Source organism: Butyrivibrio sp. INlla16, assembly GCF_900104155.1.
In the GTDB taxonomy this organism is placed as follows: Bacteria; Bacillota; Clostridia; order Lachnospirales; family Lachnospiraceae; genus Butyrivibrio.
Genome location: NZ_FMYB01000004.1, coordinates 82,421 through 107,798, shown reverse-complemented (window position 1 = coordinate 107,798; position 25,378 = coordinate 82,421). Strand labels below are relative to the sequence as shown.

20 protein-coding genes and 1 riboswitch are annotated in these 25,378 nt (G+C 44.8%); of the genes, 15 read left to right on the top strand and 5 right to left on the bottom strand.

What is annotated here, in order from left to right; translation table 11 throughout:
- Positions 1–7 precede the first annotated feature (7 nt).
- Positions 8–547, bottom strand: a complete 540-nt coding sequence (locus tag BLR42_RS03335) for a hypothetical protein (RefSeq protein WP_091866645.1) — start codon at positions 545–547, stop codon at positions 8–10.
- 11 nt (positions 548–558) lie between these two features.
- Positions 559–966, bottom strand: coding sequence for a hypothetical protein (locus tag BLR42_RS03330; protein ID WP_022763371.1), 408 nt, complete (start codon positions 964–966; stop codon positions 559–561).
- A 263-nt stretch (positions 967–1,229) separates the two neighbouring features.
- Here BLR42_RS03330 and BLR42_RS03325 point away from each other — a divergent pair, with 263 nt between their 5' ends.
- Entirely contained in the window at positions 1,230–3,593 is a 2,364-nt protein-coding gene (locus tag BLR42_RS03325) for a Tex family protein (RefSeq protein WP_091866643.1), read from the top strand.
- A gap of 66 nt (positions 3,594–3,659) precedes the next feature.
- Here BLR42_RS03325 and BLR42_RS03320 read toward each other — a convergent pair whose 3' ends face one another.
- The 3 genes from BLR42_RS03320 to BLR42_RS03310 all read right to left on the bottom strand — a co-directional run bounded on the left by BLR42_RS03320 (position 3,660) and on the right by BLR42_RS03310 (position 7,073).
- Positions 3,660–4,346 (bottom strand): YczE/YyaS/YitT family protein, encoded by a 687-nt coding sequence (locus BLR42_RS03320; RefSeq protein ID WP_091866640.1) that lies wholly within the window; start codon positions 4,344–4,346, stop codon positions 3,660–3,662.
- A gap of 79 nt (positions 4,347–4,425) precedes the next feature.
- A complete protein-coding gene (locus BLR42_RS03315) occupies positions 4,426–5,832 on the bottom strand; it encodes an MATE family efflux transporter (RefSeq protein ID WP_091866637.1) in 1,407 nt (468 codons plus the stop codon).
- 122 nt (positions 5,833–5,954) lie between these two features.
- A complete protein-coding gene (locus BLR42_RS03310) occupies positions 5,955–7,073 on the bottom strand; it encodes a type II toxin-antitoxin system HipA family toxin (protein ID WP_091866635.1) in 1,119 nt (372 codons plus the stop codon).
- Positions 7,074–7,207: 134 nt separating this feature from the next.
- Positions 7,208–7,301: riboswitch (SAM riboswitch) on the top strand.
- Positions 7,302–7,471: 170 nt separating this feature from the next.
- Here BLR42_RS03310 and metK point away from each other — a divergent pair.
- The 14 genes from metK to lysS all read left to right on the top strand — a co-directional run bounded on the left by metK (position 7,472) and on the right by lysS (position 25,283).
- Positions 7,472–8,668, top strand: coding sequence for a methionine adenosyltransferase (metK, locus tag BLR42_RS03305; RefSeq protein ID WP_091866633.1), 1,197 nt, complete (start codon positions 7,472–7,474; stop codon positions 8,666–8,668).
- Positions 8,669–8,796: 128 nt separating this feature from the next.
- The gene (locus BLR42_RS03300) at positions 8,797–10,533 is read left to right on the top strand and encodes an ABC transporter ATP-binding protein (protein WP_091866631.1); all 1,737 of its coding nucleotides are present in this window, start codon (positions 8,797–8,799) and stop codon (positions 10,531–10,533) included.
- 54 nt (positions 10,534–10,587) lie between these two features.
- Positions 10,588–14,118, top strand: coding sequence for a DNA polymerase III subunit alpha (locus BLR42_RS03295; RefSeq protein ID WP_091866629.1), 3,531 nt, complete (start codon positions 10,588–10,590; stop codon positions 14,116–14,118).
- Between the two features lie 202 nt (positions 14,119–14,320).
- Positions 14,321–15,289, top strand: a complete 969-nt coding sequence (gene pfkA / locus BLR42_RS03290; protein WP_022762256.1) for a 6-phosphofructokinase — start codon at positions 14,321–14,323, stop codon at positions 15,287–15,289.
- 159 nt (positions 15,290–15,448) lie between these two features.
- Complete coding sequence (locus tag BLR42_RS03285; RefSeq protein WP_091866627.1) at positions 15,449–16,249, top strand: TrmH family RNA methyltransferase; 801 nt, start codon at positions 15,449–15,451, stop codon at positions 16,247–16,249.
- 57 nt (positions 16,250–16,306) lie between these two features.
- Positions 16,307–17,101, top strand: a complete 795-nt coding sequence (proC, locus tag BLR42_RS03280) for a pyrroline-5-carboxylate reductase (RefSeq protein WP_091866625.1) — start codon at positions 16,307–16,309, stop codon at positions 17,099–17,101.
- A gap of 209 nt (positions 17,102–17,310) precedes the next feature.
- Positions 17,311–18,465, top strand: coding sequence for a cell wall hydrolase (locus BLR42_RS03275; protein WP_242879167.1), 1,155 nt, complete (start codon positions 17,311–17,313; stop codon positions 18,463–18,465).
- A 123-nt stretch (positions 18,466–18,588) separates the two neighbouring features.
- The gene (gene argF / locus BLR42_RS03270; protein ID WP_091866714.1) at positions 18,589–19,572 is read left to right on the top strand and encodes an ornithine carbamoyltransferase; all 984 of its coding nucleotides are present in this window, start codon (positions 18,589–18,591) and stop codon (positions 19,570–19,572) included.
- Between the two features lie 23 nt (positions 19,573–19,595).
- Positions 19,596–20,423, top strand: a complete 828-nt coding sequence (locus tag BLR42_RS03265; RefSeq protein WP_091866623.1) for a biotin--[acetyl-CoA-carboxylase] ligase — start codon at positions 19,596–19,598, stop codon at positions 20,421–20,423.
- A 63-nt stretch (positions 20,424–20,486) separates the two neighbouring features.
- Positions 20,487–21,293, top strand: a complete 807-nt coding sequence (locus BLR42_RS03260; protein ID WP_022762250.1) for a type III pantothenate kinase — start codon at positions 20,487–20,489, stop codon at positions 21,291–21,293.
- A 57-nt stretch (positions 21,294–21,350) separates the two neighbouring features.
- Positions 21,351–21,917 (top strand): DUF6145 family protein, encoded by a 567-nt coding sequence (locus BLR42_RS23465; protein WP_242879166.1) that lies wholly within the window; start codon positions 21,351–21,353, stop codon positions 21,915–21,917.
- A gap of 55 nt (positions 21,918–21,972) precedes the next feature.
- Entirely contained in the window at positions 21,973–23,001 is a 1,029-nt protein-coding gene (gene dusB, locus BLR42_RS03250; protein WP_091820272.1) for a tRNA dihydrouridine synthase DusB, read from the top strand.
- Positions 23,002–23,161: 160 nt separating this feature from the next.
- A complete protein-coding gene (greA, locus tag BLR42_RS03245; protein WP_026499091.1) occupies positions 23,162–23,641 on the top strand; it encodes a transcription elongation factor GreA in 480 nt (159 codons plus the stop codon).
- A 73-nt stretch (positions 23,642–23,714) separates the two neighbouring features.
- Entirely contained in the window at positions 23,715–25,283 is a 1,569-nt protein-coding gene (gene lysS / locus BLR42_RS03240) for a lysine--tRNA ligase (RefSeq protein ID WP_091866622.1), read from the top strand.
- The last annotated feature ends 95 nt before the right edge of the window (positions 25,284–25,378 follow it).

The following is a 25,378-nucleotide window of genomic DNA, read 5'->3' as shown; positions in this document are numbered from 1 at the left end:
TTTGACCCTATACTGCCGCATCAAAGCTCGAACCGATAAGACCACTGGCTGCATCGGCTGATTTGCGGTTTTTCTGATAGGGATTATCCTCATTTTTATACATTATCTGAGTTGTGGTAAGTCCACCTGATACATAGGTTCGTCCACACTCGGGGCAGACTGCTGTCTGAATTTTGACAGAAGCCTGAAGTACTTTGCCGTCGCCCTGGGCGGCCTTTTTATACGCGTTGGCTACGTGCTCCTGCTCGTGACCGCGCACTCTGGAAGGTGCTGCTTCAGGTGAAATATGTGCAGCACTCTTAAAGGAAACATTTTCATCGGAACCGTCAATATACTTGCGGTTCTTACAAGTCTCACATTCAGCCGGCGAAGAACGCATACCGGGCTTCTTCTCGACGGATTCGCCGGGATTAAGTGTGACTTTCGTTTCGCCCTGAAGGGCTCCCGCAGCAGCTTCTGAAGCTGTCCCGGTGCTGCTGTTAAAAGCAGGGCCGAAAAATCCTGATGCATAAGAACTGTTAAATCCGATACCACTTATTCCGCTCATAAGCACACCCTCTACTGACTTTCTACAGGAAGGTCGATACTGATGCCGAGATTATCAGTGATTTCCTTGACCATGTCGTCAAAGCTCTCGCCGCTGATAGCCTGCGAGTACTGATTAACCATCCTGTGTGCTTCGGGATCGGTAAATACCGTCACGAAGGAGGTAACCATAAGTGCGTATCCCCCGATGAGCCCGATAAGACCAAAAATAATTCCCCTTTTGGCCTGCGGGTAGAGCTTCCCGTTCTGTTCTCTGGACAGGAAAGCCATTGTAATTGCAATTCCTCCAAGTATTATGGAGAAATACACGCTTAGTATAAGCGCGATTGAGATCAGACCCAGTATGGATGCCACAGTAGCAAATGAAACCCTTGGATTAAGAGGGTTGTGGGTCTGATTATACTCATAACTCTCAGTCATTTCTTAATTTTCACAGATTCGTATGCAGAAAAGGAATCTGTGAACTCCTCCTTTGTCACCAAAAGATGACAATACTTCAACTTAATTGTACCGCAAAAAGCCCGAGAAGTGTATTAAAAATTGGTAAAATTACTGCGTGTGGACTGCCAGGTCCTGCAGGTGAAATTCGATTGGAAAAGTTCGCTTTGACATAGTAAAATAAACGAGTGACCTTTGTTTTGAGGAAGCATTTTATTATCGTACAAGGAGTAAAACAGGCAAAAATGGACATTTTACAGAAAATAACAGAAGAACTTAATGTACAGAAATGGCAGGTGGAAGCAGCGGTAAAGCTGATTGACGAGGGCAATACCATTCCTTTTATCTCCAGATACCGTAAGGAAGTAACAGGTTCACTTAACGATGAACAGCTGCGTACCCTTGGTGAGAGACTTACATATTTAAGAGGTCTCGAGGAGAAAAAAGAGCAGGTTATTTCAAGCATTGAGGAGCAGGGTAAGCTTACTGATGAGCTTAAAGCTAAGATTATTGCTGCTGAGACCATGGTAGCCGTTGAAGACTTATACAGACCATACAGACCGAAGAGAAAGACCAGAGCCTCTGTGGCTAAGGAGAAGGGACTTGACGGTCTTGCAGACATTATCAGGGTTCAGGAGACTACTAAGAGCCTTGTTGAGGAGGCAACTCCTTATGTAAATGCCGAAAAAGAAGTTAAGAATATACAGGAAGCAATCCAGGGTGCTATGGATATCATTGCCGAGGAGATTTCCGATAATGCCGATTATCGTACCTATATCCGTGAGGAGACCTGGAATCAGGGCTTCGTAACCTCCAATGCCAAGGACGAGAAGGCAGAGAGCGTCTACGAGATGTATTACAACTTCGAGGAGCCGGTTAATAAGATCCTCGGACACAGAGTGCTCGCACTTAACCGAGGTGAGGCAGAGAAGTTCCTCACAGTTAAGATCACAGCTCCTGAGGAGCAGATCCTTCGTTTCCTTGAAAAGAAGACAATAACAAAGGAAAATCCCGAGACAACTCCCGTACTTCAGGCCGTTTGTAAGGATTCCTATGACAGACTTATCGCTCCCGCTATTGAGCGCGATATCAGAAATGAGCTCACGGAAAAAGCAGAGGACAGCGCCATCGGCGTATTTGGCAAGAACCTTGAACAGCTTCTTATGCAGCCTCCTATCGCAGGAAAAACGGTTCTCGGATGGGATCCCGCTTTCAGAACAGGCTGTAAGCTTGCAATAGTAGATGCTACAGGAAAAGTGCTCGATACAAAGGTTATCTATCCCACAGCGCCTCAGAATAAGGTTGAGGAAGCAAAGGCAGAACTTAAAAAGCTCATCAAGAAGTATGACGTTGACCTTATTTCAGTTGGTAATGGTACTGCTTCCAGAGAATCAGAGCAGGTTATCGTCGAGCTTATTAAGGAACTTGATAAACCCGTTCAGTATGTAATCGTAAACGAGGCAGGCGCCTCGGTTTATTCGGCAAGTAAGCTTGCAACAGAGGAGTTCCCTCAGTTTGATGTAGGACAGAGAAGTGCGGCTTCCATCGCTAGACGTCTTCAGGACCCTCTTGCAGAGCTTGTAAAAATCGATCCCCAGAGCATCGGCGTCGGCCAGTATCAGCACGATATGAACCAGAAGAAGCTTGGTGAAGCCCTTTCAGGCGTGGTTGAGGACTGTGTTAATAAGGTAGGTGTTGATCTTAACACTGCATCAGCGCCGCTCCTTACATATATTTCAGGTATCAGCAAGGTTATTGCCAAGAATATCGTTGATTATCGTGAGGCTAACGGAAAATTCGAGAGCAGAGACGAACTTCTGAAGGTTCCGAAGCTCGGACCCAAGGCTTATGAGCAGTGCGCAGGATTTTTGCGTATTCACGACGGTAAGAATGCCCTTGATGACACAAGCGTGCATCCGGAGTCCTATGAGGCAGCAGAGAAGCTTATGGATAAGCTCGGCCTCACCATGGAGGATGTAAGGGAAGCTCAGAAGAAGAGCGCTAAGGCTAAAGCTGAAGCTAAGAAGGCAGAAGCTAAGGCTCAGGCTAAGCCGAAGCAGAAGAAGGAAAAGCAGTTTGTTGTTAAGAATACAAATACAGCTATGGGTGCTGCGCTGGCAGCAGCTCTTGGTGGGGTAAGTCTCAGCCAGGATCCGGAACCTGCAGCAAAGGAAACATCAGGTCAGAAGGGCGGCAATGCTGCAGCTTCAGGAAGCCTTCTCAAGAAAGTAGGTGATAAGAAGAAGCTTGCAGAGGAGCTCGGCGTAGGTGAGATCACTCTGACAGACATCCTCTCAGAGCTTGAGAAGCCTTCACGCGATCCCAGAGAGAGCATGCCTGCACCTATTCTTAGAAGCGATGTCATGGATATGAAGGACTTAAAGCCCGGAATGATCCTGAAGGGTACAGTCAGAAACATCGTAGACTTCGGAGCTTTCGTGGATATAGGAGTTCACCAGGACGGACTTGTTCACATCTCTCAGATCACTGACCGCTACATTAAGCATCCTCTCGATGCAGTAAGCGTTGGAGATATCGTAGATGTCCAGGTTATCGAGGTTGATGTAAAGAAGCAGAGAATCGGACTTACAATGAAGATTAAAAAGTAATAAATACGTTAATGTTTAAAAATGCCACCATGGTGTAAGCTGCGGTGGCATTTATTATGTGCATTTTTATTTATTTTTTCCGTATCTTAAGGGTCTTGCTACATGAACATTGAAAAACTCGATGAGAGGTCCCATGAAAAATGCGGTGATTATTGTTCCTATTCCTGGAAGAACACCCATCGCAAAACCAAGGCCTGTACAGATGAGGTCTCCTGCAATTCTGAGAATTCTAAAATCCCAGCCCTTTTGTTCTGAAAGTGACAGTGCTATGGCATCATAGGTTGATACCCCAAGATCGCTGGTAAAATACAGAGCTGACGCAAAGCACATGATTACAATCGCTACGATAAGGAAGAGCATTTTTACTATAAATGAAGGATTGGGAATCAGCTTTGTCCAAAAGGCATGTGACCAGTCAACTACATGTCCCAGCAGGAACAGGTTGATGAAGGTGGCGATTCCGATCTTTTTCTTATCAAGGAAGAAATCGAATACAAGAAGTACCATGTTGATTACCATGTAGACGATGCCATATCCTATCACGGGATTATTGGTATAGTCTGTGAAAAATCTAGGTGCTCCGCCTGTCAAAATGTGCTGCAACTGTGTCCAGATTCCGTGGGCAAATACCTGAAAGGGATCCATTCCCATAAGTGAAAACTGGAACATTCCTACTGAAAAGCCTGCTATAAGTACGCCACCCAAAGTCATGGCAAGGCGTCTTTTCATTTCATTATCAAATTTTTTAAACATATCTTTTACCTCCATCGAGCAATATTATCAAATCTCTCATTTGGCAACAATGTCATTTTGTGTGTTCTTTTTCAAAAAATCATGCCTTTTTGTGCTCTTTGGAATCTACGCTGTAATCTAATACGATAGGCCTGGCACTGGTTTGTGCTTTTCCTTTCCATTTTATGTTGTAGTAGATAAGCTCTATTACGCAGCAGCACATCCAGCCCACAGGATAACCAAATCCAACCCATTTCGGGTCGTTTACTATGAAGTGAGTGAGTACAAAAAGATAAATCTGTCTTATTACTACGAAGGTTGCGATCATGATGACCATGGGGCCTCTTGAATCGCCGCGCCCTCTAAGAGCTGCAGCCAGTGTGTGGTTTACACAGTTGGCAATCAGGAAGAAAACGTTTGTCTGAATGAAAAGAGCTCCGAATTCAATTACAGATTCATCCGCTGAAAACAGCCTTATGGCCGGTCTTGCAAAGACAAACAGAAGAAAAGCTATCACAAAGGTGATACCTGTGGATAAGAGAATAGCGGATCTTGTGCCTTTTTCTGCACGATCCTCTTTTCCTGCGCCGATATTCTGACTGACAAAGGTAGTGGCTGCCATGGCAACGCTGGACATGGGCAGCATTATGAAGGTATCTAGCTTGTTATAGCTGCTCCAGCCTGCCATGCAGCTTGAACCGAAGTGATTAATATAGGATTGAACGAATACATTTGAAAAAGCTGTGATGACTGACTGTATTCCTGCGGGGAGACCAACCATGAATATGCCTTTAAGGATTCCTGCATCGAGTGTTAAGTCTTTCCATATAAGCTTATAAATGTCATTGGTCCTTGTCAGAAGCATAAGTGTCAGAATAGCTGATATCATCTGAGAGATGATGGTCGCATAGGCTACACCTGCAATTCCTGCGTGGAGACCAATTACGAAAACAAGGTCAAGAACTATGTTCATAAGGCTTGTAAGAATGAGGAACATAAGAGGTCTGGTGGTATCGCCTACAGCCCTTAAGATACCACTACCCATGTTGTAAATTAGAAGACCGGAAAAACCAAGAAAATATATCCTGAGGTATGTAGTAGCATCCGGCATAACATCTTCAGGAGTGGCCATAAATTTAAGCATAGGTGTAACGCCGATACTTCCAATTATTGTAAAGAGAACGCAGAAGATGAGTGTAGTTGCAATGGTGGTTTCGATAGCAAGGTGGAGACCTTTTAAATCCTTTCCTCCAAAATATCTGGAGATCAGAACGCCTGCTCCGATTGAAAATCCGTTAAAAAAGAACACCAGCATATTTACAATCATGGTGGTGGAGCCCACTGCCGCAAGGGCCTCTTTTCCTACGAAATTCCCCACCACTATGGAATCTACGGTGTTATATAACATCTGAAAAATATTTCCGAACATAAGCGGCAGTGAGAATGCAATAATCTGCATCAGTATAGAACCGCTTGTCATGTTTCTTGTTGTAGTTTTTTGTGCCATTTCTATATCCTTAATGCTAAATTCAATATATTGTGAATCTAAAAGATTAATCTGATTACATACTGTTACATATAAAGTTTAGCACAAAGGGATAGGAGATTGTCTTACCGAAATTTGTCTTTTTATGTCCGTTTTTTGACATGATTTCTTATATCTTTCAGATGTTGGCTACACATTTTTTCAGATAATCCTGCGCCAATTCCGAGTGTAATTAAGTCGTTGTCGGATATGTTTTTTCCTTTACCATTCACAGAAGTTGTATGTTCGCCCCAGTAGGTATCACTATAGGTGAGATCGTATGCCGGTGCCAGTTTCCAACCATTCATATCTGTATAAAGAAATGAAAAGTTCTTAGTATGATCATCTCTGTTATGAGCCAATACGTTGAAACACATTATTTTATACAACTGTTCTTTGTCATAGGTGGCATCTTTTGTAAGCACTCTTACTAATTTGAAAAAAGCCTCATAATCATATGAGGGAGATCGAAAATCTGCCTCTAAAAGTGCTGCGAAGGTTATGGTGAATATTTTTTCTCCGCTTTTTCTGTCAAATCGTTCGGTTTTAAAGTAACCGTCACAGATAGAAGATGGAATAAGTTCTGCTTCAGTCATGGAAATGCCGCAGTTTTTAGCGCATATGGAATAGTCATATTCGCGTTTTCCACTAACTTCGGGATCGGTTTTGGCTGGGAATTTCACAATCCATTCCCGATTACCTTCGGAAAGAAGTATTTTGGGACGTGTTCCACCACTTGATCCACCCATTTTATAGAGTATATCCAATTGCTCAGTATGCTTTGATGATAGGATATTTGCGCATTCTTTCGCAATCATATCATAGTCAAGGCCAATATTTTTCAAATCAAAGTCGGATTCCTTAGATGGTAAATATTCAAGAGCGCCCATTCCGCTTTGGCCTACATATGCTAAACGTTCAAGAGTTGATATTTCTCCACGCTTTATTCCAAGTGTCTCAAGATGTCGGTCTAATAACAGCTCACCCCAGCTATCCGGCAGGCTGTCAGCAAAAACGCCGAACAAACCACCAAAACGGTCCATAGCCCTTCCGTTAGGCACAAAGACATCATTCCGTAGAGGTAATGAAAAGGGGCTAATGGCAAAGCCATTTCTTTGCCACTCGCTACTATATTGAAAGGCAATTCTCTTGTCGGGAGTTTCCGCAAGTGTTCCCACATGATGTCCGTGATAATATACGTCAAGTGTCTTATTTGTTCGCATTTATAACTTCCTCAATACTGTTTTTTCATATATTTATGAGCCGATTTTTCAGTAATTTATAAAAATATCTTGCAAGAAACAAATTAATATAGTAGTGTATCTTAAAGATATGACAATTCCATATTGTGACATTTCTCTTATTCAGAGTGGTGGAGATACATAGGATCTGTGAAGCCACGGCAACCCCGGACATCCGGAAGGTGCCAACCTGAGCGTAGTGAGTAAGTGATCGAGTGCCGGATTTACAGTTAGTTATACCGGCAGGATCTGCGAGCAATAAGAGGATTTGATTATCTGATATCAGGTCCGCTTGGCTTCGCTAAGCGGATTTAATTTTGCTTTTTAAGCAAAAGTCCATTGTTTTGTTTGAGCGCTGTGAGCGCAGAAAGGAATTTTAAATGGCAGAAAAGTTTATTTTTACTTCTGAGTCAGTTACTGAGGGACATCCCGACAAAATTTGTGATAACATCTCCGATGCTATCCTTGATGCTTGCCTTGCACAGGATCCCATGAGCCGTGTTGCTTGTGAGACAGCAGCCTGCACAGGTTTCGCACTTATCACAGGTGAGATCACAACAAAGGCTGTTGTTGATTACGCTAAGATCGCAAGAGAGACAATCGTTGAGATCGGTTATGACAGCTCAGAGAAGGGCTTTGATGGTAACACATGTGCTGTTATGGTAGCTCTTGACCAGCAGTCAGCTGATATCGCTATGGGTGTTGACAAGGCTATCGAGGCCAGAGAAAACAAGATGACTGACGAGGAGATCGAGGCAATCGGTGCCGGCGATCAGGGTATGATGTTCGGTTATGCTACAAACGAGACTGAGGAGCTTATGCCCTACGCTATCTCACTTGCTCACAAGCTTACAAAGAAGCTTACAGAGGTTCGTAAGAACGGAACTCTTGCTTATCTTAGAGCAGACGGTAAGAGCCAGGTTTCTGTTGAGTACGATGAGAACGGCAAACCTGTAAGACTTGAGGCTATCGTTGTTTCAACTCAGCATGACGAGAAGGTTACACAGGAGCAGATCCACGCTGACATCAGAAAGTACGTTATTGATGCAGTTGTAGATTCAGCTATGGTTGATGAGAACACTAAGATTTACATCAATCCCACAGGTCGTTTCGTAATCGGCGGACCTCAGGGTGATGCAGGTCTTACAGGACGTAAGATCATCGTTGATACTTACGGCGGAGCTGCTCGTCACGGCGGCGGCGCTTTCTCCGGTAAGGACTGCACAAAGGTTGACCGTTCAGGTGCTTACGCAGCTCGTTATGTTGCAAAGAACATCGTAGCTGCAGGTCTTGCTGACAAGGCGGAGATCCAGCTTTCATATGCTATCGGTGTTGCACAGCCCACATCAATTCTTGTTGATACATTCGGCACAGGTAAGGTTTCCGATGAGAAGCTTACAGAGGCTGTTCGTAAGGTATTCGACCTTCGTCCCGCAGGAATCATCAAGATGCTCGACCTTCGTCGTCCTATCTACAAGCAGACAGCTGCTTACGGACACTTTGGCCGCAACGATCTTAACCTTCCTTGGGAGAAGACAGACAAGGCTGAGGAGCTTAAGAAGGCAGTTAACGCATAAGCCAATCCTGCTAAATTTGTTTTAATTACATAAGTATATTTACGGCACCCTCTATTCTGAGATAATCAGCATAGAGGGTGTTTTATATGGTATATTGAATAGGTGATGTTTTTCGATAGGAGACATATATGGACATACTGAAAAAATTTATCCCATATTACAAACCATATATCGGAGTATTTTTGCTGGATTTAGTGGCGGCATCGATTCTGTCGCTGATTGATCTTGTCTTTCCGCAGCTACTGAGGGTTCTTCGGCAGACGCTTTTTCTTGAGGCTCCTGAAAAGATAGTTGCAGGAGTGATAAAGCTGGCTGTAGTACTGCTTATCATGTACATCGTGAGATTTCTGTGTAAGCACTATGTAACTTATCAGGGACACATGATGGGAGCCCGTATGGAATCGGGGATGAGAAGTGATCTCTTCGAGCAGTTCGAGAGATTCTCCTTTTCCTACTATGATAAGAACAACACCGGCGAGATGATGAGTAAGCTTGTGTCCGACCTTTTTGATATATCGGAGCTTGCCCACCATGGGCCTGAAAATATCTTCATTTCTACAGTGAAGCTCTTGGGATCGTTTATTATTCTTATGACAATGAACGTTCCGATGACGCTGATCCTGGTTGCAATCGTAGCGTGTATGGCGATTTTTTCATATGTGCAGAACGGAATTATGCGAAGGACTTTTTTTGATAACAGGAAAAAGATTGCCGGCATAAATTCTTCTCTCCAGGACACTCTCGGCGGAATTCGCGTGGTGAAATCCTTCACCGGAGAAGATATAGAGAAAGCGAAGTTTGAAAAGAGTAATGAGGCCTTTCTTGAATCAAAAAAGGCAAATTATAAGACGATGGCAATGTTCTTTGCAGGAAACAATTTCTTTGAAGGACTTATGTATATCGCGGTAATTGTTTTCGGCGGACTCTTCATTGCAAAGGGTACTTTATCTGTAGAGGATCTGGCAGTTTATGCGCTGTACATAAATGTGTTCATAGGACCGGTCATGATACTTATCGAGTTCACTGAGCAGCTTCAGAAGGGCGCTGCGGGATTCCAGAGATTCCGCGATGTAATGGATGTGATTCCGGAGATAGAGGATGCTCCCGATGCGGAAGTGCTGACAGACTGCAAGGGAGATGTGGATTATGAGGATGTATCCTTTGCTTACGATGATGACGAGGAGAGAGTTCTTGACCACATAAATCTTCATATTGATGCGGGAAAAAAGGTTGCCATAGTCGGTCCCTCCGGCGGAGGAAAATCCACGCTTTGCAGCCTGCTTCCGAGATTCTACGATGTTACCAAGGGTGCTGTGAAAATTGATGGCAAGGATGTAAGAAGTCTTACGCAAAAATCTTTAAGAGGTGTCATTGGTATCGTACAGCAAGAGGTGTATCTTTTTAACGGAACCATTCGTGAGAACATCGCCTACGGGCGGGAGGGAGCCAGCCTTGATGATATAATGGATGCAGCGAAAAAGGCTGACCTTGATGAGTTCATATCCGCTCTTCCCAACGGATATGACACTATGGTTGGCGAGCGCGGAGCAAGACTTTCCGGAGGACAGAAACAGCGAATTGCTATTGCAAGAGTATTTCTTAAGAATCCTCCGATACTGATCCTTGATGAAGCTACCAGTGCTCTGGACAATGAATCCGAGCGCTATATACAGGAGAGTCTCGACAGACTCGCAGCGGGCAGAACCACAATCACAATTGCCCACAGACTTTCTACTATTAGAAATGCAGACGAGATTATCGTTCTGGATTCCGAAGGTATTCAGGAGAGGGGCAACCACAGACAGCTCCTTGAAAAGGATGGAATCTACGCAAAGTATTTTTATATGCAGGTAGGGATTGCGTAAATAAGCCTTCTCCTAAGGAGAAGGTGGCACGAAGTGCCGGATGAGGTAATATACATGTCATTTGCACACTTACACGTACATACAGGCTATTCTCTGTTGGATGGATCCAACAAGGTTGCCGATTATGTAAAAAGAATAAAAGAGCTCGGAATGACTGCGGGAGCCATAACGGATCACGGAGTCATGTATGGCGTTATAGAATTTTATAAGCTGGCTAAGCAAGAGGGAATCAAGCCAATAATCGGATGCGAGGTATATGTTGCACCCGGCTCCCGTTTTGAGAAAGAGATGGGAGTTAATGAGAACAGATACTATCATCTGGTTCTTCTTGCAGAGAATAATAAGGGATATGAGAATCTTTCCCACATCGTAAGCCGAGGCTTTACTGAAGGATATTACTATAAGCCGAGAGTTGATCTTGAACTTTTAAGAGAGTTTCACGAGGGAATAATCTGCCTTTCCGCATGTCTGGCAGGTGAGGTGCCGAAGGCTATAACAAGAGGTGACCTCGAGGAAGCAAGGGCAGCAGCTCTTAGGTACGACGAGATATTCGGGCATGGCAATTTCTTCCTGGAGATGCAGGATCACGGAATTCCGGAGCAGCACACAGTGAATTCCGCTATTTTAACCCTGTCCAAAGAACTTGATATTCCCATGGTTGTGACAAACGACTGCCACTATACCAACGCGGAGGACGCTGAGGCTCATGATCTTCTGCTGTGCATCCAGACCGGTAAGAAGGTCACGGATGAGGACCGTATGCGCTACGAGGGCGGACAGTACTATGTGAAAAGCGAAGACGAAATGCGTTTTCTTTTCCCATATGCACAGGAAGCAATTGAGAATACCCAGAAGATTGCGGACAGATGTAACGTGGAGATTGAGTTCGGCGTGACAAAACTCCCGCATTTTGATGTGCCTGAAGGATATAATTCCTGGACATATTTAAATAAGCTCTGCGATGACGGATTAAAAGAGAGATATCCGGACGATGACGGAACCATCAAGAAACAGCTTGACTATGAGCTTTCTGTAATCCAGAAGATGGGATATGTCGATTACTTCCTTATAGTATGGGATTACATCAACTTTTGCAGAGAGAGTGGGATAGCGGTAGGCCCCGGAAGAGGTTCGGCGGCGGGATCTGTAGTTTCTTACTGTATCCATATTACAAACATTGATCCTATTAAGTATGATCTGCTGTTTGAGCGTTTCCTTAATCCGGAACGTGTATCCATGCCCGATATAGACGTGGATTTCGAGTATGAGCGCAGGCAGGAGGTTATTGACTACGTCACAAGAAAATATGGCGCAGACAGAGTCATACAGATAATTACTTTCGGAACGCTTCAGGCCAAGGGTGTAATAAGGGATGTTGCCAGAGTGCTGGATCTTCCCTACAGCTTTGGCGATAACCTTGCTAAGATGATCCCGACCATTCCAAATGAAGCGATGGATTTGAAGAAGGCTCTTTCAATAAATCCCGAGCTTAAAAATATGTATGAAACGGATTCACAGGTACATCACCTGATTGATATGTGTATGAAACTGGAGGGATTGCCGAGGCATACTTCCATTCACGCCGCCGGAGTTGTAATCTGTCAGAGCCCCGCAGAGGATCTCATTCCTCTTTCAAGATCTGCGGAAGGAAATATAACAACCCAGTTTGATGCGCCTACGAGTGAGGAACTGGGACTTCTGAAGATGGACTTTTTGGGTCTTAGGACCCTCACCGTAATAAAGGATGCGGTCGCTTTTGCTAATGAATCGATAGGAGCAAAAGAGGGCGATCCTGATTTTATTGATATAGAGAAAATCGATTATGATGATCAGAATGCACTCGGAGCACTCGGACTTGGAAAAACCGAAGGCGTTTTCCAGCTTGAAAGTGCAGGAATGACATCGTTCATGAAGGAACTTAAACCACATTCCTTCGAGGATATTATTGCGGGTATTTCTCTTTACCGTCCGGGACCGATGGACTTTATACCTAAGTATATAGCCGGAAAAACGGACGTCCAGAATATCACGTATTCGACACCGCTCCTTGAGCCTATTTTGTCTCCGACCTACGGATGTATTGTGTATCAGGAGCAGGTTATGCAGATAGTTCAGCAGCTTGGTGGTTATACGCTCGGACGAGCTGATCTTGTACGCCGTGCCATGAGTAAAAAGAAGCAGCACGTCATGGAGGTTGAAAGGGAAAACTTTGTCCACGGCAATGCGGAAGAAAATGTTCCCGGCTGTGTATCCAAGGGAATCGGAGAGGATGTTGCAAATGAAATCTATGATTCAATGATGGATTTTGCAAAGTATGCGTTCAATAAATCCCATGCCGCCTGCTACGCAGTGGTTGCGCTTGAGACAGCATGGCTGAAATACTACTATCCGGTAGAGTTTATGGCTGCGCTTATGACTTCTGTTATAGATGTTCAGGCTAAGGTTTCCTATTATATTATGGCCTGCAGAAGTATGGGGATTGAGGTTCTGCCGCCTGATATAAACGAAGGCTATTCGGGATTCTCGGTTGCCAAAACATCGGATGATGATGAGAATAAGGATCCCAGACTTCGCGGAAAGGCAATAAGATATGCGCTTACCTCCATAAAGGGAGTGGGCCGTCCTGTTATCGAGTCTGTTGTCAGGGAGAGAGAAGCCGGAGGAAAATTCAAAAGCATTAACGACTTCCTTACAAGGATGGAGCCTTACGGAGATATAAACAAGAGAGCTGTCGAAAACTTCATCAAGGCCGGTGCACTTGATAGCCTTGGCGGAACAAGAAAACAGATGATGTGTGTCTTCGGACCGCTTCTTGATCAGCTTCACAACAAGAGCAAGAACACCTTCGCAGGACAGATGTCGCTCTTCGACCTCGCACCTCAGGAGGTGAAGGAACAGTTTGAGATAAAACTGCCGGATATAGGTGAATACCCCAAAGATATGCTTCTCGAATTTGAGAAGGAAGTCCTTGATGTCTATGTCTCCGGACACCCGCTTGAGGAATACGAGGGATTTTGGAAAAAGCATATCACTGCAAAGACGACGGATTTCTATTTTGATGAGGAGACAGGCGAAAACGTTGTAAGAGACAACTCCACCGTAACCATCGGAGGAATCATTTCAGCAAAGACCACGAAGTACACCAAGACAGATCAGCTTATGGCCTTTCTTACAATAGAGGATCTCGTGGGAAGTATAGAAGTAATCGTTTTCCCCAAGACCTACGAGGGCAACCAGGGAAGGCTAAATGAAGACGCCAAGGTATTCATCCAGGGACGCGTCAGCGCTGAAGAAGAAAAGAATGCAAAACTCATAGCATCCAAAATCCAGCTCTTCGACGAAGTGCCCCGCACCCTCTGGATTCAGTTTGCCAATAAGGAGGATTACGAGACCAAAGCGAAACTCCTCGAAGACACCCTCCTTTCCACTGTCAAAGGTCCCGGCGCCAAAGACCAGGTAGCAGTCTACCTGAAAGACACCAAACAGATAAAGAAACTATCTGCTTCGCTCAAAGTAAAGGCAGACGAGGACACCCTCGCCATCCTCACCTCACAGTTCGGATCCGATAACATAAGAGTTGTGTAAGGATATCATAATATTTTTAAGGGAAGGTCCGTAGCCGTAAACATCCATTTCTCAACCACACCCCGGCGGCAGACCCCCTAACAAAAAATTATGAAAAATTGCTAAATTTATGGGGGAACGCAATTGCAGATTGCCGAAAATTGCGCTAATATATAAATCGTAAAAGTGACAAAGATTTATCAATAACGAGGTACAACCTGATATGGCAAAAGAAATTAAAACTATCGGAGTTCTTACAAGCGGTGGTGATGCGCCCGGAATGAATGCCGCTATTCGTGCGGTTGTTCGTAAGGCTCTTGCAAACGGACTTAAGGTTAAGGGTGTTAAGAAGGGCTACATGGGACTTCTTAATGAAGAAATTTTTGATATGGATCGTAGAAGCGTAGCTGATATCATTCAGCGAGGCGGTACAATCCTTGGAACTGCAAGATGTATGGAGTTCACAACTGAGGAAGGCCAGAAGAAAGGTGCTGAGATCTGCAGAAAGCATGGCATCGACGGAATGGTTGTAATCGGTGGTGACGGATCCTACAGAGGTGCACAGAAGCTTTCAGCTCAGGGAATCAACACAATCGGACTTCCCGGCACAATCGACCTTGATATTGCATGTACCGATTATACTATCGGTTTTGATACAGCTATTAACACAGCAATGGATGCTATCGACAAGATCAGAGATACATCCTCATCTCACGAGCGAGTAAGTATCGTTGAGGTTATGGGACGTCATGCAGGTTATATCGCACTTTGGTGCGCAATCGCTAACGGCGCTGATGACATCCTACTTCCTGAGAAATACGATTACAATGAGCAGAGAATCATTGATAACATCATTGATAACCGTAAGAAGGGTAAGACACACCACATCATCATCAATGCAGAGGGTATCGGACACTCAGCATCAATGGCACGTCGTATCGAGGCTGCTACAGGTCTTGAGACCAGAGCTTCTATCCTCGGTTACATGCAGCGTGGTGGTAGCCCGACCTGTAAAGACCGTGTATATGCTTCCATGATGGGATGCTACGCAGCAGACATTCTTACAGCAGGTAAGACAAACCGCGTAGTTGCGTACAGAAACGGACAGTTCGTTGATTACGATATCGACGAGGCTCTTGCAATGAAGAAGTCCATTCCTGAGTATCAGTTCGAGATCAGTAAGATATTATAATAGAAACTTAAAGCCATACAGGCTTTGAAGAAATAAAAGCCTTCCCAACCCGGGAAGGCTTTTTATTAAAAACCAGTGCCTTCCCCTGAATGGAAGGTGGCAAAAATATTAGTGCCTTCTCCTCTGGAGAAGGTGGCGCGAAGCGCCGGATGAGGTCCCATGTTTACAAGTACAAACAACACCCGCGTTAAACAGATAGCAGAATACAGCAAAAAATCAAAAGCGCGTCGCAAAGACGGCGTATTCTTAATAGAAGGAATCCGAATGCTCAGGGAAGTTCCGCTTGAAGCTATGAGAGAGGTATACGTAACTAAGCATTTTCTGGAAAATCTTTCGCCTGACGATAAGACGCTCATCAGGAATATTCAGCAGGATGACGGAGTGAGCTTTGAAGAGGTTTCGGATGATGTCATGAGGAAGATGGCTGACACGCAGACTCCTCAGGGTGTGCTCGCGGTTGTTAAGGAAAAAAGATGGGAGATTAAGGATCTCATGGGAGAGACACCGCTACTTCTTATTCTGGAGAACATACAGGATCCCGGGAACCTTGGCAACATGTTCAGGACCGGTGAGGGAGCAGGAGTTACCGGAATAATAATGAGCAGTGATATGGCGGATGTCTATAATCCGAAGGTTGTCAGATCCACGATGGGTGCCATCCTGAGAGTACCCTTTATATATGTGGATTCTGTTCCCGAGATAGTGAAGGAACTTAGGGAAAAGTACAACGTTACAAGTTATGCGGCTCATTTAAAGGGTACAAAGAACTATGATGAGATAAGCTACAAGGAAGCGTCCGCTTTTTTGATAGGAAATGAAGGTAACGGACTGACAAAGGAAGCTGCAGATGCGGCATCGGAGTATGTTCTGATCCCCATGCTGGGTAAGGTGGAATCGATGAATGCGGCAACCTCCGCAGCGATTCTGACTTTCGAAGCGGCAAGGCAGAGAAGACAGTAGGATTTTTACAAAATAATATAAGAACTATTTTACAGAAAAGAACTAGGAGGAGCAGTTATGGTATTAGGTTTTATCGGACTTGGAAACATGGCAAAGGCACTCATGGGTGGAATAATCTCTAAGGGAATATTCGATCCTCAGGATATAATCGGATCAGATCCCATGGAGGCTGCAAGGGACAGTGCTGCCAGAAAATTCGGAATACAGACTAAGGACAACAATGCTGATGTCGCAAGAGAAGCGGATGTAATCCTCCTTGCCGTTAAGCCGCAGTTTTTAAAGGTTGCCATTGCGGACATCATGGATGAGATCGATGAAAACAAGCTTATTATCAGTATAGCTGCGGGCAAAAGTCTTGAATGGATTGCAAAGGAATTCGAAAAGCCCGTTAAGACAATAAGAGTTATGCCCAACACTCCCGCGCTTGTAGGCGAGGGATGCGCCGCAGTATGTCCCAACAATTTGTGCAGCGAGAGCGATTTAAACCTTGCTTTGGACCTTTTGAGAAGCTGCGGTACCGCAAACGTAGTAACAGAGAACCTTATGGATGTTGTGACCGGTGTAAGCGGCTCATCTCCTGCATATGTTTTCCTCTTCATTGAGGCAATGGCCGATGCAGCTGTACTTGGAGGTATGCCGAGGAAGCAAGCCTATGAATTTGCTGCACAGGCTGTACTTGGAAGTGCGAAGATGGTACTGGAGACTGGAAAGCATCCGGGTGAGCTCAAGGACATGGTGTGTTCACCTGCCGGTACAACCATAGAGGCAGTGAAAGTTATGGAAGAAATGGGCTTTCGCGGAATTGTCATGAACGCAGTCCAGGCAGCTACTGAGCGCAGCAAAGAATTGTAAATTGAATACGAAATTCGGATAATTAAGTGCTCGATAAAATATGAAATATTTATTAACATGAAGAATCCGCATAGACTCCCCGATTATTAGGGGAGTCTTTTTTTAGACAATTTGTGTAAAAATTTGACAAAATAACACTCATTTGTTACAATCGTGGAGTATTTTGTTTTAACAATTTGTAATAATTTTAAAAAGGAAGCAAAAATAACATGAAAAAAGCAGGCGCGTTAATGCGTGGAATCCTGGCTGTCACAATGATGATCATCATGCTGGGAACTTCCAACTGCAAGACCGTACAGGCAAGGACTACAAATATACTGAACAGCAACGATGTGGGTGTTGGTAACTTACTCAATCCTACTGAAGTAGCTGAGGTTTCCGATGAGGAGAGAGCTAAAGCTCATGATGTCGCTGAGGATATAAATGATAAAGCGGCAGAAGATGCTGAGGACGAAGAGGAAGAGGAACAGGAAGAAGAGGATTCCTCTAAACTTGTTATGGCAAATGTTAATCAGGTAATGAACATTCGCATTTCACCTGATGATGGTTCTGAGAAGGTCGGAGTTCTTTATAAGGATTGCGGCGGTAAGATTATCGAGCAAAAGGATGGATGGACTAAGCTTCAGTCAGGAGATCTTGTTGGCTGGGCTAATGACGAATATCTTCTATTTGACGAAGAAGCAGAGGAACTTGCAGAGGAAGTTGGGGTACAGCTTGTAACAAGTAACTGCGATGCACTTCGTATCCGCGCAGAGGCAGATGAAAATGCCGAAGTACTTGGTGTTATTACAAATAACAGTTTTGTGGATATGGTAGAAGATCTTGGCAATGGTTGGATTGCCGTTGACTACAACGATGAGACAGGCTATGTGCAGGCCGAATATGTTGATACTGATTTCAGAATCGACGAAGGTGAGACCATGGCCGCTATTCAGAAGAGGGAAGAAGAGGAAGCCAAGCGGAAGGCCGAAGAGGAGGCCAAGAAAGCGAAGGCGAAGCTTACACAGAATACCGGTGCTGTTTCTGCGGGGGCAGATGAAGCAAGACTTCTGGCAGCGCTTATATACTGTGAAGCGGGGAACCAATCTTATGAGGGTAAGGTTGCTGTAGGCGCAGTTGTTATGAACCGTGTAAAGAGCAACGCATATGCTAGCACAATTTCCGGAGTTATATATGCTTCCGGTCAGTTTACACCGGCTCTTAACGGAACTGTAGACAGAGTTTACGCAGGAAATATTCCTGACAGCTGTGTACAGGCTGCGCAGGCGGCACTTGCAGGTGAGACTACCTGTGGTACTGCACTTCACTTCAGACGTGCGGGCGGACACGACGGACAGATTATCGGAGCTCACGTATTCTGGTAATCAGTACTCAATAATATGTTTTTATGATAAAATAAAGCCTGATTGTAGATTGATTCTGCAGTTGGGCTTTTCCTATGAAAAAGGAAAAGAAAATATATAGCAGGAGGAGTACATACCATGGCAGTGAATTTACACGGAAGAGATTTTCTAAAGTTACTTGACTTTGAACCCGAAGAGATAGAGTATCTTCTCGATCTTGCAGCTGACCTTAAGCGCAAGAAGAAAAACGGCGAGCTCCATGATGAATATCGTGGAAAAAACGTTGCTCTTATCTTTGAGAAGACCAGCACACGTACCAGATGTTCTTTTGAGGTTGCAGCTCATGACCTTGGTATGGGAACGACCTACCTTGATCCCACAGGCTCACAGATCGGCAAGAAGGAAAGCATCGCTGATACAGCGCGTGTTCTTGCGAGTATGTATGATGGAATAGAGTATCGCGGCTTCGAGCAGACAATCGTAGAAGAACTTGCAAAGTATTCCAAGGTACCGGTTTGGAACGGACTTACAAATGAATTCCATCCGACTCAGATGCTGGCAGATCTTTTGACGATCCGCGAACATTTCGGAAAACTCAAAGGAATTCACATGGTATACCTCGGAGATGCGAGATATAACACAGGCAATTCTCTCATGGTTGCATGTGCAAAGATGGGTATGCGCTTTACAACCTGTGCGCCTAAGAAATACTGGCAGAATGAAGAACTTGTTAAGACCTGTAAAGAGATTGCAGCTAAGACCGGCGCGGTTATAGAGCAGATTGAGGATCCTATGGAGGCAACCAAGGGTGCTGGCGTCATCGCCACAGATGTCTGGGTATCAATGGGTGAGCCTGATGAAATCTGGGAAGAGAGAATAAACGATCTTAAGGACTATGCTGTTACAAGTGCCATTATGAAAAATGCGGGCGAGCAGGCAGTATTCATGCATTGTCTTCCTGCTTTCCATGATCTTGGTACAGGCATCGGCAAAAAGATTAAGGAGCGCTTCGGCCTTGATGAGATGGAAGTAACGGATGAAGTTTTCGAATCCTCACAGTCCATAGTTTTTGAGGAAGCCGAGAACCGCATGCACACAATCAAGGCGGTAATGTACGCTACAATATAACAGGCAGAATCGAGAGTTAATATATGAATTTGGAACGAATTTGTGGTTCCTTAAATACAGAGTGGATAGCAAGGGATGTCGAATTTTTCCCTGTGATTGATTCCACAAATAATGTGGCCAAGGCTGCAGGGATGGAAGGACGAGAGTCTGGATTCCTTGCGGTGGCAGACAGACAGGATGCCGGGCGAGGGAGCCGCGGCAGAAGCTGGGTCAGTCCCGAGGGCTACAACATTTTCATGAGCCTTATGATAAGACCTGGGATTCCGATGGATAAGGCGGCAGGACTTACACTGGTGATGGCGCTTTCAATTTCGGAAGCGGTTGATAAGCTTATCCGAGATGGCGGAATTAGCGAGGATGCGAAACGCTCCTTTATAAAGTGGCCCAATGATATCGTACTTAATAAGAGGAAGATCTGCGGTATCCTTACGGAGCTTCATCAGATGCCGGACCAGAAGGACTACTTTGTTGTAATAGGTGTGGGTATAAATGTTAATCAGCCAATAGAGCTTTTCCCGGAGGAGATAAGGGATACCGCCGGCTCGATTTTTTCAGAGACAGGAAAAGAGACGGACAGAGCGGAGCTTGTTGCCTGCTGCATGAAGTGCTTTGAGAGCAACTATGAGAAGTATGTGGAAAGTCAGAATCTCTCGGCGCTTAAGGATAACTACGAAAAACGGCTTATAAATATTGGCAAGGAAGTAAAGATACTTGATCCAAAGGGTGAGTATGAAGCTGTGGCAGAAGGAATTACCGATGACGGCTCTCTTTTGATAAGTCTGGCAGATGGAAGAAGAGAAACAATAAATGCCGGCGAAGTCAGTGTTCGTGGCCTTTATGGATATGTATAAATTCCACTGTGCAAGAAACTATAGAAGTATAAAGTATTGGCAGCTGGTGCTGAGGAGGTGCAGATGCTTTTAGCGGTTGATGTAGGAAATACAAATATTGCATTCGGTGTTTTAAAAGGAAAGAAAATCGTTGGATCTTTTCGAATGATGTCCCAGACGGCGCATACTTCGGATGAGTACGGTAACAACATCATAGCGATGCTTCGAAACAACGGAATTAATAAAGAAGAGATCAGCGGAGTAATTGTTTCCAGCGTAGTTCCTAATGTGATGCATGCGCTGGTGAATGCCATGATCAAATATCTGGGAAAACAGCCTTACATCGTAGGTCCCGGAATCAAGACAGGCATTAAAATACTTACAAAAAATCCGGCAGAGATAGGACCCGATCTGGTGGTAGGCGCGGTTGCTGCGTATGAGATGTATGGCGGACCTGCAATTGTTGTGGATTTCGGAACAGCCACCACTTACGTGCTGATAACGGAAAATGGCGATTTTATAGCAGGTGTAGTCAGTCCCGGAATAAGAATTTCGGCCAAGGCGCTTTGGCAGGATACAGCTAAGCTTCCCGAGATTGAGATCAAGAAGCCTGACAGCATCCTTGCGCAGGAGACTATCAGTTCCATGCAGGCAGGACTTGTTTACGGACAGATAGGACAGGCCAAGTATATTATTAATGAGATGAAGCGCGAGTCAAAACTGGAAAACGTCAAGGTTGTCGCAACAGGTGGACTTGGACGACTTATTTCCGAGGAATGTGACGAGATCGACATTTATGATCCGAACCTTCTGATCCAGGGACTTCGCATCATCTATGAAAAGAATAAGAGAGTAAAGCCGAAACTCGAGGAGTTTGAGGGCGGAGAATAAGAATAGCCTTCTCCCCACAGGTGGAAGGTGTCTGCAAAGCAGACGGATGAGGGAAATATGGATAACAAAAAAGAAACAAGAAACATATACAACGACGAGGCACGCCCCGGTGATGAGGAGAAACTTCATTCCGATACTTTAAATGCCGATAAAGCAAAGGGCAGACGCCTTATCATAAATAAGGAAACAGGAAAAATTACAAATGCCGAAACAGGTGAAGAGGTTTCCGACATCCAGGTTGTGACCGAGGACGGATCACTTGGAAGCGTATCCGCGGGAGGAAGGATCATCCTTTGCGGTGCAAATGCTTACGAGATGAAGTATTATTTTAATCCGCTTTTCAAAAAGATCCCCGAGAGCATCCAGAAGGAACTCCACATCATAAGCGTCTTGTTTACACAGGAAGCCGGTGGAATTTTCACAATAGAATTCGAGGATGACGGAATGATCACCATGGAGACCACGAGAAGTGAGGAGGATATCACTTATGATGAGGTAAGTGCGGGACTCCTTATCGGCGAGGTCAGAAGACAGAGGCAGGATCTTTTCGAGGCACTGCAGATGTACTACAGAGCGATGATTCTGCATGAAGACATGAGTGATATATTAAGTGAAGAAGAGTAAACTGTGGTCAATTGTTAATAGTAGAAATTCCGCAGTGATTGGAAGGAAATAAGAAATGTACAGGCCTTCGAGTGGTTTTAATAGTGAAGGAATAAGATATAACGATTATCTGCATCCCTTGAGAATAGGAGATGTGGAGCTGAAAAATAATATAATACTCGGACCTATGGCAGGTGTATCCGACCTGCCATTTCGTCTGCTCTGCCATGAAAACGGAGCGGGACTTGTGTGTATGGAGATGGTGAGCGCCAAGGCGATTACCTACCGCAACCGCAACACCAATAACATGATGGAGATTCATCCGGAGGAGAGGCCTGTATCGCTGCAGCTTTTCGGAAGTGAACCGGAGGTTATGGCTGAGGCTACCAGGATGATAGCAGATAAGCCCTATGACATCCTGGATGTGAACATGGGTTGTCCGGTGCCCAAGGTCGTGGGAAACGGAGAGGGTTCAGCCCTTATGAAAAATCCTGAGCTTATAGAAAAAATCGTGAGAGCGATGGTAGCTGAGACAGACAGACCGGTCACTGTGAAAATAAGGAAGGGCTTCAATGAATCAAGTGTAAATGCTGTGGAGTGCGCACAGGCAGCAGAACAGGGTGGCGCCGCGGCGATAGCAGTTCACGGCAGAACCAGGGAGCAGTATTACAGCGGGGAAGCCGACTGGTCCATAATCAGAAAGGTCAAGGAGGCAGTCAGAATTCCTGTAATAGGAAACGGAGATGTCAAAGACGGCGCCAGTGCGAAGGCCCTTATGCAGGAAACCGGCTGCGACGGCGTTATGATAGCAAGAGCTGCCGAGGGGAATCCCTGGATTTTCAGAGAGGTGATAGCTTATCTGGAAAAAGGAGAGATATCGGAACGCCCAACAATGCAGCAGATGTATGAGATGGTAATAAGGCATGCGGATCTTCAGCTCAAGTACAAAGGTGAGTACATCGGAATAAGAGAGATGAGAAAGCATGTATCCTGGTATACCACCGGACTTCCGGGTTCTGCAAAATTCAGGGCACTCATAAATACCATGGAGGACATGGATTCTCTCAAAGCCGCTTGCGCCGTGGTTTTCGGAATAAAGGATTGAGTTATAATACATAGAGCAATAAGAAAATAATAAAATTTTGACTTTATACCATTATTCATATATAATTCTATGGATTGTAAACACATATAACATTGACACAATTTATTTGCAGTGCAGGACATGCGTGCAAAATTCTATTTTTATAGAAAGGATATATAAAATGGAAGAAAAGAAGAACTTATTAACCTATGAAGGACTCAAGGCTTACGAGGATGAGCTCCATGATCTCAAGGTTGTAAAGAGAGCAGAGGTTGCTGAGAGAATCAAGGAAGCTCGTGAGCAGGGAGATCTTTCAGAGAACGCTGAGTACGATGCAGCCAAGGATGAGCAGCGTGACATCGAGGCTCGTATCGAGGAGCTTGAGAAGATCCTCAAGAATGCAGAAGTTGTAGTTGATGAGGATGTTGATCTCGGTAAGGTCAGCGTTGGTGCCAAGGTAAAGCTTCTTGACATCGAGGCAGGTGAAGAGGTGCAGTACAGCATCGTTGGTTCATCAGAGGCTAACAGCCTTAAGGGCAAGATCAGTAACGAATCACCTGTAGGTAAGGCTCTTATCGGAGCTAAGGTTGGCGAGGAAGTTACCGTTGAGACACAGATGGGTGACTTCAAGTACAAGGTTCTTGAGATCGTTCGTAAATAAGAAATAACAGATACTTAAGAGCGGGGGTGATTTTTTTACCCCCATTACTTTTTTATAGGAAAGAGGAGAAAAAGTGGCAGAGAATCAGAATCAGCAAAAGAATCAGCAGAAGACAGAAGACATTAACCAGCTCAAGAAGGTTCGACGTGAGAAGCTTGCAAACCTTCAGGCAGAGGGCAAGGATCCTTTTCAGATTGTAAAGTATGATCAGACACATCACGCACAGGAGATCAGAGATAACTTTGAGACATTAGAGGTTGTTCCCGAGACAGACGCAGAGGGCAAGCAGATCACTCCTGAGCTTTCAGAGATTCCTGCAGAGAAGGTTGTATCTCTTGCAGGTCGTATGATGAGCAAGCGTGTAATGGGTAAGGCATCTTTTGCTAACCTTCAGGATAAGTCAGGACGCATGCAGCTTTATGTTTCAAGAAATGATCTTGGAGAAGAGAGCTACGCTGCATTCAAGAAGATGGATATCGGTGATATCATCGGCGTTAAGGGATTTGCGTTCAGAACAAAGACAGGTGAGATTTCTGTTCATGTAAAGGAACTGACACTTTTATCCAAGTCACTTCAGCCTCTTCCGGAGAAGTTCCACGGACTTACGGATACAGAGATTCGTTACAGACAGCGTTATGTTGACCTCATCATGAACGAAGAGGTTAGGGATACTTTCATCAAGAGATCTCAGATCATCCAGGAGATCCGTAACTTCCTTGCAGCAAGAGACTTCATGGAAGTTGAGACACCCATGCTTGTTGAGAACGCAGGAGGTGCTGCAGCAAGACCTTTCCTCACACATTACAATGCACTTGATGAGGAGAGAAAGCTTCGTATCTCACTTGAGCTCTACTTAAAGAGACTTATCGTTGGTGGTCTTGAGAGAGTATTCGAGATTGGACGAGTTTTCAGAAACGAAGGTACAGATACAAGACACAATCCTGAGTTCACACTTATGGAGCTGTACCAGGCATATACAGATTATGAAGGAATGATGGAGCTCACAGAGAGCATGTTCCGCTACCTCGCTGAGAAGGTTTGCGGCACAACTCAGATTCCTTACGGTGACAACATCATCGATCTTGGCAAGCCTTTCGAGCGTCTTACAATGAACGACGCCATCAAGAAGTATGCAGGCGTTGACTTCGATGCTGTTAAGACAGATGAGGAAGCTAAGGCTATCGCTAAGGAGCACCACGTTGAGTTTGAGGATCGCCACACCAAGGGCGACATCATCAACCTCTTCTTCGAGGAGTTCTGCGAGGAGAAGCTGATCCAGCCTACATTTATCATGGATCATCCTATCGCAATTTCACCTCTTACAAAGAAGAAGCCTAGTGATCCTGAGAAGGTTGAGCGTTTCGAGCTCTTCATCAACACATGGGAGATGTGCAACGCATACTCAGAGCTTAACGATCCTATCGACCAGAGAGAGCGCTTCGCAGCTCAGGATGCCAATGCGGCAGCAGGCGACGAAGAAGCAGAGCACACAGATGAGGACTTCCTTAACGCACTTGAGATCGGTATGCCGCCCACCGGTGGTATCGGTTATGGTATCGACAGATTGTGTATGCTTCTCACGAACAGTGCTAACATAAGAGAAGTTTTGCTCTTCCCGACACTTAAGTCCATGAAGCAGTAAAACCAGTATTTATGCGGGTTTTAGAGACGCAAAGATATGTTTTGACAAACTCCTGACAAACGGGAGATGAATTTAGAGGTTTGTAGATGCGCTCA

Excerpts from the sequence above, each read along its gene's own strand:
- BLR42_RS03335 (WP_091866645.1), bottom strand. The coding sequence starts at position 547 with ATGAGCGGAATAAGTGGTATCGGATTTAACAGTTCTTATGCATCAGGA.
- BLR42_RS03330 (WP_022763371.1), bottom strand. The coding sequence starts at position 966 with ATGACTGAGAGTTATGAGTATAATCAGACCCACAACCCTCTTAATCCA.
- BLR42_RS03325 (WP_091866643.1), top strand. The coding sequence starts at position 1,230 with ATGGACATTTTACAGAAAATAACAGAAGAACTTAATGTACAGAAATGG.
- BLR42_RS03320 (WP_091866640.1), bottom strand. The coding sequence starts at position 4,346 with ATGTTTAAAAAATTTGATAATGAAATGAAAAGACGCCTTGCCATGACT.
- BLR42_RS03315 (WP_091866637.1), bottom strand. The coding sequence starts at position 5,832 with ATGGCACAAAAAACTACAACAAGAAACATGACAAGCGGTTCTATACTG.
- BLR42_RS03310 (WP_091866635.1), bottom strand. The coding sequence starts at position 7,073 with ATGCGAACAAATAAGACACTTGACGTATATTATCACGGACATCATGTG.
- metK (WP_091866633.1), top strand. The coding sequence starts at position 7,472 with ATGGCAGAAAAGTTTATTTTTACTTCTGAGTCAGTTACTGAGGGACAT.
- BLR42_RS03300 (WP_091866631.1), top strand. The coding sequence starts at position 8,797 with ATGGACATACTGAAAAAATTTATCCCATATTACAAACCATATATCGGA.
- BLR42_RS03295 (WP_091866629.1), top strand. The coding sequence starts at position 10,588 with ATGTCATTTGCACACTTACACGTACATACAGGCTATTCTCTGTTGGAT.
- pfkA (WP_022762256.1), top strand. The coding sequence starts at position 14,321 with ATGGCAAAAGAAATTAAAACTATCGGAGTTCTTACAAGCGGTGGTGAT.
- BLR42_RS03285 (WP_091866627.1), top strand. The coding sequence starts at position 15,449 with ATGTTTACAAGTACAAACAACACCCGCGTTAAACAGATAGCAGAATAC.
- proC (WP_091866625.1), top strand. The coding sequence starts at position 16,307 with ATGGTATTAGGTTTTATCGGACTTGGAAACATGGCAAAGGCACTCATG.
- BLR42_RS03275 (WP_242879167.1), top strand. The coding sequence starts at position 17,311 with ATGAAAAAAGCAGGCGCGTTAATGCGTGGAATCCTGGCTGTCACAATG.
- BLR42_RS03265 (WP_091866623.1), top strand. The coding sequence starts at position 19,596 with ATGAATTTGGAACGAATTTGTGGTTCCTTAAATACAGAGTGGATAGCA.
- BLR42_RS03260 (WP_022762250.1), top strand. The coding sequence starts at position 20,487 with ATGCTTTTAGCGGTTGATGTAGGAAATACAAATATTGCATTCGGTGTT.
- BLR42_RS23465 (WP_242879166.1), top strand. The coding sequence starts at position 21,351 with ATGGATAACAAAAAAGAAACAAGAAACATATACAACGACGAGGCACGC.
- dusB (WP_091820272.1), top strand. The coding sequence starts at position 21,973 with ATGTACAGGCCTTCGAGTGGTTTTAATAGTGAAGGAATAAGATATAAC.
- greA (WP_026499091.1), top strand. The coding sequence starts at position 23,162 with ATGGAAGAAAAGAAGAACTTATTAACCTATGAAGGACTCAAGGCTTAC.